This window comes from Acidovorax sp. LjRoot204, from assembly GCF_056175785.1.
The window spans coordinates 16797-28562 of the sequence record NZ_JBGFFF010000056.1; the positions used below are offsets into that span (position 1 = coordinate 16797).

Genomic DNA, 11766 nt, shown 5'->3' on the forward strand with positions numbered 1-11766 from the left:
TCAGACGACTGCCGTGCGCTCGGCCACGCGCATGATGGCGCTGCGCGAGCGGGGATTGGCCTCGACCTCGGCCGCACTGGGCTTGATGCGGTCGAGCGCGATGAGCTTCATGGCCTGCGGCGCAGCAAACGGTGCGCGGCGGTCGTAGACCTCCTTGGAATGTTTGGCGATGAACTGCTTGACGATGCGGTCTTCGAGCGAATGGAAGCTGATGACCACCAGCCGCCCACCGGGCTGCAGCACCGAGAGGCTGGCCTCTAGCGCCTGTTGCAGCTCTTCAAGCTCGGCGTTGATGAAAATCCGAAGAGCTTGAAATGTGCGCGTTGCAGGGTTCTGGCCCGGCTCGCGGGTTTTGACCGCGCCAGCCACGAGGTCGGCCAATTCTGCGGTGGTTGCAAGAGGACCCCGCTCTTCGCGCCGAGCAACAATCGCCTTTGCAATGGGGCCAGCAAACCGTTCTTCACCGTAGTCACGTATCACCTCCGCAATCTGACCGACTTCGGCCGTGGCCAACCAATCGGCCACGCTTTCGCCGCGCGTGGTATCCATGCGCATGTCCAGCGGACCGTCAAAACGGAAACTGAAGCCCCGCTCGGGGCTGTCGATCTGGGGCGAGCTCACGCCCAGGTCCATCAGAACGCCCGCAGCACTGGCGGGCGGCAGGTCGGCCAGATGGCGAAAACCTTCGTGCCGAATGGAAAAACGCGCATCGGTGATGCGCGTTGCTTCGGCGATGGCTTCGGGGTCCTTGTCAAAGGCCACCAGGCGCCCCTGGGGGCCTAGCCGGAGCAGGATGAGGCGGGAGTGCCCGCCGCGCCCGAAGGTCGCATCGATCCAGGTGCCGGAAGGCTCCGTGCCTGCGCCGCCCAGGAGAGAGTCCACGGCCTCATTCAGCAGGACGGTGGTGTGTTGCAAGGGGGATGTCACAGCGCGCCTTAAAAGGAGAAGTCCTTGAAGACATCCGGCATCTCACCCTGCATGGCCTTGGCTTCCTGCTCGTCGTAGGTGGCCTTGTCCCAGAGTTCGAAATGGTTGCCCATGCCCAGCAGCATGGTGTCTTTGGAAATACCGGCGGCTTCGCGCAGCTCGGGGGAGATCAGCACACGGCCGGTGGCGTCCATGTCCACATCCATGGCATTGCCCAGGAAGATGCGCTTCCACCACTGGGCGGACATGGGCAGCTGGGCGATGCGCTCGCGGAACTTCTCCCATTCAGGGCGGGGGAAGACCATGAGGCAGCCGTGCGGGTGCTTGGTGATGGTGAGCTGACCGGATGCCGTGGCCGCGAGGACGTCACGATGCCGGGTCGGCACGGACAGCCGACCCTTCGCATCGAGACTCAGCGACGAGGCACCTTGAAACACGGACAGATTCCCAGTTCGGTTTTGCGCCTCGCAGGTCCAGAAACGGACCTTGAGGGCACTTTTCACCACTTAATTGCACTTTTTTGCACTGTAGCAGGAAAAGCACACCGAACAAGGGGGTTGTCCCACAAACTTTTCAATGAAATCAACGACTTAGATGCGTTTTTTCAGACACCAGAACGCCAAAAGTCGTTGAAAAAGAAGCACTTAGAGAGGCCTATGAAAGTGACCTCTCAAGGCTTGACCGAGTGGTCACAGGATGTAGCGCGACAGGTCCTCGTCCTGGCTCAGGGTCTGCAGGCGGGTATCGACGTAGGCGGCGTCGATGGTGATGGTCTGGCCGGCCAGGCGGGTGGCGTCAAAGCTCACCTCGTCCAGCAGGCGCTCCATCACCGTGGACAGGCGGCGCGCGCCGATGTTCTCGGTGCGTTCGTTCACCTCAAAGGCGATGTGCGCCAGGCGGGTGATGCCCTCGGGCGCGAACTCCAGCGTGACGCCCTCGGTGGCCAGCAACGCCTGGTACTGCTTGACCAGCGACGCATGGGTCTGCGTGAGGATGGCTTCGAAGTCCTTGACCGACAGCGATTCCAGCTCCACCCGGATCGGGAACCGCCCCTGCAGCTCCGGGATCAGGTCGCTCGGTTTGGACAGGTGGAACGCCCCCGAGGCGATGAACAGGATGTGGTCCGTCTTGATCATGCCGTACTTGGTGGACACCGTGGTGCCCTCCACCAGCGGCAGCAGGTCGCGCTGCACGCCCTGGCGCGATACGTCGGCGCCACTGCTTTCCTGCCGCGCGGCCACCTTGTCGATCTCATCGATGAAGACGATACCGTTTTGCTCGGCGCTGGCCACCGCGCGGGTCTTGATGCCCTCTTCGTTGACCAGCTTGGCCGCCTCTTCATCGGCGATGAGCTTCAGGGCCTCGGCGATCTTGAGCTTGCGGGTCTTGCGCTTGTCCTGGCCCAGCTGGCTGAACATGCCACGCAGCTGCTCGGTCATCTCCTCCATGCCCTGGGGGCCCATGATTTCGAGCTGGGGGCGGCCTTCGGCCACGTCGATCTCGATCTCCTTGTCATCCAGTGCACCTTCGCGCAGCTTCTTGCGAAAGACCTGGCGGGCCGTGTTGTCAGCGGCGGGTTCGCTGCCTGCCGCTGCGCGGGCCGGGGGGATCAGCACGTCCAGGATGCGTTCCTCGGCGGCATCTTCGGCGCGTGTACGCACCTTCTTCATCTCGGCCTCGCGCGTCTGCTTCACAGCCATCTCGGCCAGGTCGCGGATGATGGAATCCACGTCCTTGCCCACGTAGCCCACTTCGGTGAACTTGGTGGCCTCGACCTTGATGAAGGGCGCATCGGCGAGTCTTGCAAGGCGGCGTGCAATCTCGGTCTTGCCCACGCCGGTGGGGCCGATCATGAGGATGTTCTTGGGCGTGATCTCCTGGCGCAGGCTGCCTTCCACCTGCTGGCGGCGCCAGCGGTTGCGCAGAGCGATGGCCACGGCACGCTTGGCGCTGGCCTGACCCACGATGTGGTGGTCCAGCTCGGAGACGATTTCCTGGGGGGTCATGGACGACATACAGGTCTTCCTGGTATCAAATGGGACTGTAGCGCTAGTGAATCATGCACCAGCAGCTATAAAAAACAGAGCATTTAGCCCTCGATGCGCTGACCGTGAGGCCAGCGCGGGGCCTGCTCCACCGTCGTGCGCTCAGAGCGTCTCGATGGTGTGGTTCATGTTGGTGTAGATGCAGAGTTCGCCCGCAATTTCGAGCGACTTTTTCACGATCTCTTGGGCAGACAACTCGGTATTCACCAGCAGCGCCTTGGCCGCCGAGTGCGCATAAGCGCCCCCCGAGCCAATCGCCACGATGCCTTGCTCAGGTTCCAGCACGTCGCCATTGCCGGTGATGATGAGCGACGCACTGGCGTCGGCCACGGCCAGCATGGCTTCGAGGCGGCGCAAGACCCGGTCGGTACGCCAGTCCTTGGTGAGTTCGATGGCAGCGCGCGTCAGGTGGCCCTGGTGCTTTTCCAGCTTCGCCTCGAAGCGCTCGAACAGCGTGAACGCATCGGCCGTGGCGCCCGCAAAGCCCGCCAGCACCTTGCCGTGGTAGAGCTTGCGCACCTTGCGCGCCGTGCCCTTGACCACGATGTTGCCCAGCGTGACCTGTCCATCGCCGCCGATGGCGACCTGGATGCCGGAAGGCGTCTGGCGACGCACACTGAGGATGGTGGTGCCGTGGAACACCGGATGGTTGTCTTGAGATGAATCCATAGCTGCGGCAGATGGGGATCACCAGGCATTTTGCAAGCCGACCTCGGGACGGATGCCGCACACGCAGCCTGGCCAACCACGCGACACGCGATTCCCCAACGCCCGCAAGACTGGGATCTGGACCGGAACAGCCCCACCCCAGGAGCGGTGCGGCTAGTTCTTCCGGGGGACCACCCAGGCGTGCTCGTTGATTCCGATCACGTTGAAGAAGATCGCCACCAGCCGCTGCAGGTTGTGGAACTGGATCACATGGCCGTGGCCCTGTTGCTCAGCCGCCCAGTTGAGCACGGAGCCTGCAGCAGCAAAGTCCACCCGGATCAGCTTGTCGCAGGCAATGGTCAGCGGCACGCCGGGCTTGAAGTGTGCCTCGAACGGCTGCAGCAGGGGCGTGGCATCGCCGTCGATATGGCCGCTGAGCTGTGCGACGGGCCCGGTCTCCAAGGGAGCGGGGACCGACGACTCACCGAGATCGGACGCCATGAAGTCGCTGTCGGCGGCCAGAGGCGCAGAGCCCGAAGACACACCCTCGTTGTCCGAGTATCCGCAACGTGGCGACACCCAGGAGGGCGGAGAGACTTCGTAGGTCACGCAGTAGTCGAGCGCCACCAGTTCAAACTCGTCGGGCTTGCCCATGAGGCGCATGGCTGCCATGCGCAAACGCCACCACTCGGGGCTGTTCGAGCGGTCGCCCGACTGGGTCTTGGCATCGAGCAGGGCATGGAGCTTTTCAACCCCCGAAAACACGATCTGGACATCGCGGTCGGCCCACAGGCTGAACTGGTCAGCCAACAGGGGCACTGCCGCCTCGTCAATCGAAGCAAGGCGTGACCAGGACAGCGTCCAGGGGGACGCCGCACGGGCCAGCGAGGCCTGCAGTGCGGCCACCGAAGAAACCGCCACGGTGGGCGGAGCGTTCCAGCTGAAATCACGGCGCATGGCGGCGGCAGGCTCGGCAGCGGGAGCCACTTCAACGGCCAGGCCCAGTTGCGCCGGGATGGAAAACCACAGCGGCGCCGAGCGGCCATATTGCGCGGCAAAGTCGATGGCCAGGGTGTCAAAACGGTCGTGCTGCCCGGTGGCCCGGTAAAGGTCGAACAGCGTCATCCAGATTTCCAGCTGCTGCGCTGGATCGTCCTGCTGGTGCTGGGCCAGCACCTCCAGCAGGCCAGACTCGGCCCCTGCATGGTCACCATTGGCAAACCGGATGGCGGCTTCTTCAAGATCGGGTTCGTGCACGAATTCCTCCGGTTCGAATGCGGGCGCGGGCGCAGCCGTGGGAGCCGCAGGGCTGAAGGATGCTTCGACGTGTGGGGCGCTGCCGGGCAGCATGGTGGCGTCTGTGCCGCCAAAGCGGCCAATGGCCATGCTGTCATCAGCGAACAGAGGCTGAACGGCGGGTTTGGTATCCAGCGGGGCAGACAGGCTTCCGGGCAGCGTGGGCGCATAGGCACGGGCTTGCTCTTCCGCAGACGCCTCCGTGCTGGAATCCGGCATCACCCCTGGCTGGGTGGGTGCGTCGGCGCCCTGCTTGCTCTTCCACCATTGCTGGGACATCTGCGCTTCGATCTCGTCGATCTTCTTGAGCGTCACGGCCCGTTCGTCGGGCGATGCCATGCTGCTCTGGAAAAACGAGGGGCGCCCTGCTGCATCTTCCACCCGCTGCCCGTGCAAGACCTCGCGCTGGCGCAGCTTGCGCAGCTGATCGAACTCGCGGCGCCGCACAAAATCGTTGCGGCGCTTGCGCTCGATCATCTCCTTGAGCATCTGCTTGCTGTACTGGCTTTCCCGGTCGTCCTGGAGGGAGTCCAGCTCCGTCCAGTTGACGGTCGGATTCTTCACGAACCGCACCACCTTCGATAGCAGGCCGCCAGGGGTGGATTCTTCCTTGCTCATGGCTCAGGGTGCAGAGTGCGCGCGTTGATCAACAGGCGGGGGCCTGCTCAATCCCCAAACATCTTCTGCTTGAGTTCGCGGCGTTGCTGCGCTTCGAGCGACAGCGTGGCGGTGGGGCGTGCGATCAGGCGGCCCACACCAATGGGCTCACCGGTTTCGTCGCAGTAGCCGTAGTCACCCGCATCAATGCGGGCAATAGATTGTTCGATCTTCTTGAGCAACTTGCGCTCGCGGTCGCGGGTGCGCAACTCCAGTGCGTGCTCTTCTTCGATGGTGGCGCGGTCGGCCGGGTCGGGCACCACCACGGTGTCCTCACGCAGATGCTCAGTGGTTTCGCCGGCACTGTTGTGGATGTCCTGCTTGAGCTGAACGAGCTTGAGGCGGAAAAACGCCATCTGCTTTTCGTTCATGTACTCGCTGTCGGGCATGGCCATGACTTCAGCGTCGGTCAGCTCGGCGACGGACTTGGTTTTCCAGTTGTTCGCCAGCTTGGGGTCTTTTTTGGCAGCCGTGTAAGTGGGCTGCGCTTGCGCGGTCGTGGGCATGGTGTGTTGATAACTGGCTTTGGCAGCTGTCGAAGCCACCGTCTGTGCCATGGATGGTACGGTCAATTGGGCCAATCGGGAAGAAGGCCGGGTTGTGCGCACGGGTACCTGCGAGCCCGCTTGCAGTGCGGGCGCCGGAGCGGGTGCCGCCACGGCCGGGGGCGCGACCACCTTGGGTGCAGCAGCAGCCTTGGCAGTGGCCTTCGCAGCAACTTTGGGTGCCGCTGGGGCTGCGGCGCTTTTCGCCGCGGCAGGGGTTGCCTTGGTGGCCCCCTTGGATTTGCTGGTGTCGGCTTTCACTTCCTGGTCTCCTCGCAGTACGGGCGGGCCCCAGCTGCATTCGCAGCCAAGGGCGTGTGGCAAGCCTTCCGGGGTCTAGAACCTGTTCACAGGTTCTTGCCGGGGCGCGATTGTATCGACCTGGGCTGACGCAAACGGAAACGTTGCAGATACAACACAAATCGGGCTCCATCGCCCCCTCGGAACCGGCGAACAGGTCAAACCAGGCTTTGCTCCAGCCCCTGCAGGAAGATGTCCTTGGGCAGGTCAATGCCAATAAAGACCATCTTGCTGGTACGCGCCTCGCCCTCGGCCCACTGGGGCCCCAGGTCGCTGCCCATGAGCTGGTGCACGCCCTGGAATATGACCTTGCGTTCAGTGCCCTTCATATTCAGCACCCCTTTGTAGCGCAGCATGCGCGGGCCGTAAATATTGACGATGGCGCCAAGGAAGTCTTCGAGCTTGGCCGGATCGAACGGGCGGTCCGATCGGTACACAAAACTCTTCACATCGTCATCGTGGTGATGGTGATGGCCATGGCCGTGCTCATGCTGGTGGGAGGGGTGGCTGCAGTGCTCGCCATGTTCGTGGTCATGGTCGTGGTGGTCATGCCCATCCCCTTCTTCCTTGAGGAAGTCCGGGTCGATGTCCAACTTGGCATTGAGGTTGAAGCCGCGAAGGTCCAGCACCTCCTTGAGCGGCACTTCGCCAAAATGCACGGCCTTGATGGGCGCGCGCGGGTTCATGTGCTTCAGGCGATGGATCAGCGCGTCGGTCTCGTCCTTGGACACCAGGTCGGTCTTGGACAGGAAGATCTGGTCCGCAAACCCCACCTGGCGGCGCGCCTCCTGCCGGTCGTTGAGCTGCTGTGGCGCATGCTTGGCGTCCACCAGCGTGATGATCGAGTCGATGAGGTAGGTTTCGGCGATCTCTTCGTCCATGAAGAAGGTCTGTGCCACGGGGCCCGGGTCGGCCACGCCGGTGGTCTCGATCACGATGCGGTCAAAGTCAAGCAAGCCCTTGCGCTTCTTGGCCGCCAGCAGTTGCAGCGTCTCGCGCAGGTCTTCGCGGATGGTGCAGCAGATGCAGCCATTGCTCATCTGCACGATCTGCTCCTTGGACTCGGTCACCAGGATGTCGTTGTCGATGTTTTCTTCGCCGAATTCGTTCTCGATCACGGCGATCTTCTGGCCATGGGCTTCGCTCAAGAGGCGCTTGAGCAACGTTGTTTTGCCCGAGCCCAGGAAGCCGGTGAGGATGGTGACGGGGATCAGTGCCATAAATCTGTCTTTCAAGGGAATCAAATACTTGCGCTGCGCGGCGCAGTGCCCCACCCAGGGGCATCTTTTTCAGTGTACCGAGGCTGTCAAGCCCCTGCTGGCACTTGGCCACACCTGAGCGCGGTCCGACCACCGTCCAGCCCGGCGGGAAACACAGGTAGCCAGGACCGGGAACCCTCTACGATAGGCCGCTGGTGGCAATCCATTGCCATCTTCACCATGACGCCACCACTAACCGCCCGCCACACTCCGCTTGCCATCGAAGGTTTCGACACGGCGCACTGGCGGGCGCTGGCCGACAAGCGCTTGGACCACCCCTGGCATGCGCTGCCGGACCACGTCCACCGCTCCAGCGCCGGGCGCCCCTGGCAGGGCCTCGCGGTGTGGCACCAGGTGGGTCCCGTGGGCGACCTGTACGTACCCGCCCACAGCAACTGCGTCATCCTGGTGCGCCGGGGCAACCCCACGCAGCTGCTGCAACGCCATGGAGACCTGGTGGGGGAAAGGCACTGGCAGCGCGGCGAGTCCGTGATCCTGCCCGGCGACACCCCGAGCTTCTGGCGCAGCTCGGCCGTGCGCGACAACATCCACATCGACCTGGCCCCCGCTTGGCTGCAGCGTGCCGCAGGCGGCGATGTGGCGCTGGGCCAGTGTTTTGGCCGCAAGGACCCGGTGCTCGCGGCCTTTGCCGACCTGCTTCTGGCGTCGCTGGACAACAACGCCTCACTGCAACCCGCGTTTGGCGAACACATCGCGATGGGCATTGCCATCCACCTCGTGGAAAACTACGCACTGCCCGGCGAGCGCCCGCGCACCGGCGCCACCCTCACCTCGCGGCAGATGCGCCAGTTGACCGAGGCCGTGATGGCCGGCCTGCACGAGCCCTGGCCGGTAGCCCGCCTGGCGGGCATCGCGGGGCTCAGCCCGTTTCACTTTGCGCGCGCCTTCAAGATGTCGTTTGGCGCCACACCCCACGCCTGGGTGCACTTTCAGCGCATGGAGCTGGCCGCACGGCTGGTGCGCGATTCGCGCAAGCCCCTGCTGGAGATCGCCTTGCTCACCGGCCACCCCTCGGCGGCCCACTTCAGCCACGCCTTTCGCCGCCACTGGGGTGTAACGCCTTCGGACTATCGCCGCTCGTAGCGTGCCCAGTCGCCCCGGGGGTCTCACCCCAACCCAACCGCGCGCGATGCCCAGGTTTTCCCCTAGGTCCGCAGTTTTCCGATACCCACCGCAGTAATTGGAAAGCAGCCCCTGCGCCCTTGCGGCACAGTCGCACCGCACCACCGCAGTGGCACACCAAAAACCAGGAGACAAACCATGACTACCCGCCGACAGTTCGCTGTCCAACTCACCAACTTGGCCGCACTGGGCACCGGCACCTTCTCTGCCGCACAGGCACAGCAACAGCCCGAGCTGGCCCGCCTGCTGGTGGGCTTTCCGCCTGGGGGCAGCACCGACAACGTGGCCCGGCGCCTGGCCGAGAAGCTGCGCGGTACCTATGCCGCCAACGTGCTTGTGGACAACAAGCCCGGCGCGGGCACCCAGATTGCCGTGAGCGCGCTCAAGGACGCCGTGCCCGACGGCACCACGCTGCTGCTGTCGCCGCCCTCCCCGTTCACCGTCTACCCCTATACCTACCGCAAGCTGCCCTATGCGCTGGAGGACGTGGCACCTGTGTCCATGGCCTGCACCTTCCCGTTTGCGCTGGCGGTGGGGCCGGCCGTGCCCGACGCAGTGCGCACGCTGCAGGACTTTGTCGCCTGGGCCAAGGCCAACCCGGGCAAGGCCAATTTCGGATCGCCGGCGTCGGGCTCCACGCCCCATCTGGTCGGCAGCGTGCTGGGCAAGATGGCGGGCTTCGACTTCACCCACATCGCGTACCGAGGCGACGCACCTGGGCTGCAGGACTTGATGGGCGGCCAGGTGGCGGCCTATTCGACGGTGCTGGGCAGCTACCTGCCGCACCTCAAATCCGGTCGCCTGCGCCTGCTGGCTGTCTCGGGCACCGAGCGCAGTGCCTTCGTGCCCGACCTGCCCACTTACCGCGAACAGGGCTTTGCGCTGGACATGACCGAATGGTTTGGTGTCTTCGTGCCCGCGCGCACGCCAACCGCCACGGTGCAGCGTGTTGCCGACGCCATGCGCGCTGCCGTGGCCCAGCCGGACTTCGTGCGCGGCCTGGCGGAATTCGGCATGACGGCACGCTCGTCCACACCGCAAGAGCTGGTCACGCGGCTGCGCGCCGAGGCCGAGCAGTGGCGGGTGCATGTGAAGAACATCGGCTTCACGGCGGACACCTGAGAAGAGAAGGCGAAAGAACCGTTTCATGACCACCCTGACAGCCTTGCCCCCAACAGCCTCGCCCCCTGTTGAAACCCCGGACACCCCGCTCTGGCAACCCAGCGCTGCGCGCCGCGAGCGCGCCCTCATCACCGCCTTGGAGGCCTGGCTGGCGCGCGAGCGAGGCCTGCACTTTGGCGGCTACGAAGCCCTGTGGCAGTGGTCGGTGGACGAACCCGAAGCGTTCTGGAGCGCACTGCTGGCCTTCTTCGACGTGCCCATGGCGCAAGCCCCGCGCCGCATGCGCTCGGACGACCCGATGCCCGCCACCCAATGGTTCGAAGGCGCGCGGCTGAACCTGGTGGACACCCTTTTGCGCCAGACGCCAGGAGGCACGCAGCCCCATACACCGGCCATCGTGTTCGAGGACGAGTCCGGTGGCGCCGGAGAAATCTCGTGGCCCGAACTGCGCCGCCAGGTGGGCGCGCTGTCGCACACGCTGCGCACATTGGGCGTGCAGCCGGGCGACCGGGTGGTGGGCTACCTTCCCAACATCCCGCAAGCGGTGGTGGCCTTCCTCGCGGCCGCCAGCATCGGTGCGGTGTGGGCACTGTGTGCGCCCGACATGGGCCCCGTGAGCGTGAGCGATCGCTACCGCCAGATCGAGCCCAAGGTGCTGGTCGCGGTGGATGGCTACCGTTACGCGGGCAAACCGTTTGACCGCCGCGCTGCGCTGGGCGACATCCTGGACCAATTGCCCACGGTGAGCCACGTGGTCTGGGTACCCTGCCTCGACCCGGCGCCTGCGCCCCCCGTGCAGGCGCAGGCGCGCACCGTGGTGCACTGGGCCGATGCCGTGGCGGGCAACGCACCGCTTGAGCCGCTCGCACTCGCACCCGACCACCCGCTGTGGACGCTGTATTCATCCGGCACCACGGGCCTGCCCAAGGCCATCGTGCACGGCCACGGTGGCGTGCTGGCCAACAGCCTGGTGGCCATGGTGCTGCACAACGACCTGCACCCCGGCGACCGGGTGCTGTGGGCGGTCAACACCTCGTGGATGGTCTGGAACGCGCACGTCATGGGCTTGCTGGGTGGGGCCACCATCGTGCTATACGACGGCTCCGTCACCGGTGCGGCCGGCGGGGGCGCCGACCCCGACTGGGCCTATCTGTGGCGCCTGGTAGGCCGCCTTCGCGTGACCACCTTCGGCGTGGGAGCCGCCATCCACCACGCCTGCCTGAAGGCCGGTGTGGTGCCCCGGCAGGTGGCCGACCTGTCGGCCCTGCACACCGTGTGCTCCACCGGATCACCGTTGTCGCCCGAGGCCTACCGCTGGCTCTACTACGATGTCAAGGACGACTTCTGGCTCAACGTAGTCTCCGGCGGCACCGATATCGCAGGGGGTTTCCTGGTGGGCCTGCCCACGCTGCCCGTGCACCTGGGCGAGATGCAATGCCGTGCGCTGGGCGCCAGCGTGCAGGCCTGGAACGACGCGGGCCAGCCGGTCATCGACGAGGTGGGCGAGCTGGTCTGTACCCGGCCCATTCCGTCGATGCCGCTGTACTTCTGGGGCGACGCCGACGGCACACGCTACAAGGAGAGCTACTTCGACACCTTCTACGACGCCGAGCAGCGCCCCGTGTGGCGCCAGGGCGACTGGCTGCGATTGGTGGCCCGGCCCGAGGCTGTGGGTGGCATCATCTACGGCCGCTCGGATGCCACCATCAACCGCCAGGGCGTGCGCATGGGCACGGCCGAGCTGTACCGCGTGGTCGAGGGGCTGGACGACGTGCTCGACAGCCTGGTGGTGGATCTGGAATACCTGGGCCGCCCGTCCTACCT

Annotated in this window: 10 protein-coding genes; 3 read left to right on the forward strand and 7 right to left on the reverse strand. The window is 65.0% G+C overall.

Annotation, left to right across the window (positions count from 1 at the left end; all coding sequences use genetic code 11):
* The 7 genes from rsmH to AC04MI_RS12045 all read right to left on the reverse strand — a co-directional run bounded on the left by rsmH (nt 1) and on the right by AC04MI_RS12045 (nt 7638).
* A complete protein-coding gene (rsmH, locus tag AC04MI_RS12015) occupies nt 1–927 on the reverse strand; it encodes a 16S rRNA (cytosine(1402)-N(4))-methyltransferase RsmH (protein ID WP_146869962.1) in 927 nt (308 codons plus the stop codon).
* A gap of 8 nt (nt 928–935) precedes the next feature.
* Nucleotides 936–1364 carry a division/cell wall cluster transcriptional repressor MraZ gene (mraZ, locus tag AC04MI_RS12020; protein ID WP_015012546.1) on the reverse strand — a complete coding sequence of 143 codons (429 nt, stop codon included), beginning with the start codon at nt 1362–1364 and terminating at the stop codon, nt 936–938.
* A gap of 252 nt (nt 1365–1616) precedes the next feature.
* A complete protein-coding gene (gene hslU / locus AC04MI_RS12025; RefSeq protein ID WP_436078427.1) occupies nt 1617–2942 on the reverse strand; it encodes an ATP-dependent protease ATPase subunit HslU in 1326 nt (441 codons plus the stop codon).
* 132 nt (nt 2943–3074) lie between these two features.
* Complete coding sequence (gene hslV / locus AC04MI_RS12030; protein ID WP_056059237.1) at nt 3075–3641, reverse strand: ATP-dependent protease subunit HslV; 567 nt, start codon at nt 3639–3641, stop codon at nt 3075–3077.
* 153 nt (nt 3642–3794) lie between these two features.
* Nucleotides 3795–5534, reverse strand: a complete 1740-nt coding sequence (locus AC04MI_RS12035; RefSeq protein WP_436078426.1) for an STAS domain-containing protein — start codon at nt 5532–5534, stop codon at nt 3795–3797.
* A 47-nt stretch (nt 5535–5581) separates the two neighbouring features.
* A complete protein-coding gene (gene dksA / locus AC04MI_RS12040) occupies nt 5582–6379 on the reverse strand; it encodes an RNA polymerase-binding protein DksA (RefSeq protein ID WP_082522359.1) in 798 nt (265 codons plus the stop codon).
* A gap of 197 nt (nt 6380–6576) precedes the next feature.
* Nucleotides 6577–7638 (reverse strand): CobW family GTP-binding protein, encoded by a 1062-nt coding sequence (locus tag AC04MI_RS12045; protein ID WP_099731227.1) that lies wholly within the window; start codon nt 7636–7638, stop codon nt 6577–6579.
* A gap of 219 nt (nt 7639–7857) precedes the next feature.
* Between AC04MI_RS12045 and AC04MI_RS12050 the strand changes: the two genes are divergently transcribed.
* The 3 genes from AC04MI_RS12050 to AC04MI_RS12060 form a co-directional block, all read left to right on the forward strand.
* Nucleotides 7858–8781, forward strand: a complete 924-nt coding sequence (locus tag AC04MI_RS12050; RefSeq protein ID WP_436078425.1) for a helix-turn-helix domain-containing protein — start codon at nt 7858–7860, stop codon at nt 8779–8781.
* A 177-nt stretch (nt 8782–8958) separates the two neighbouring features.
* Nucleotides 8959–9942, forward strand: a complete 984-nt coding sequence (locus AC04MI_RS12055) for a Bug family tripartite tricarboxylate transporter substrate binding protein (protein ID WP_436078424.1) — start codon at nt 8959–8961, stop codon at nt 9940–9942.
* A 25-nt stretch (nt 9943–9967) separates the two neighbouring features.
* Nucleotides 9968–11766: acetoacetate--CoA ligase (locus AC04MI_RS12060; protein ID WP_476497867.1), on the forward strand; the 1799-nt coding region annotated here is incomplete at its 3' end.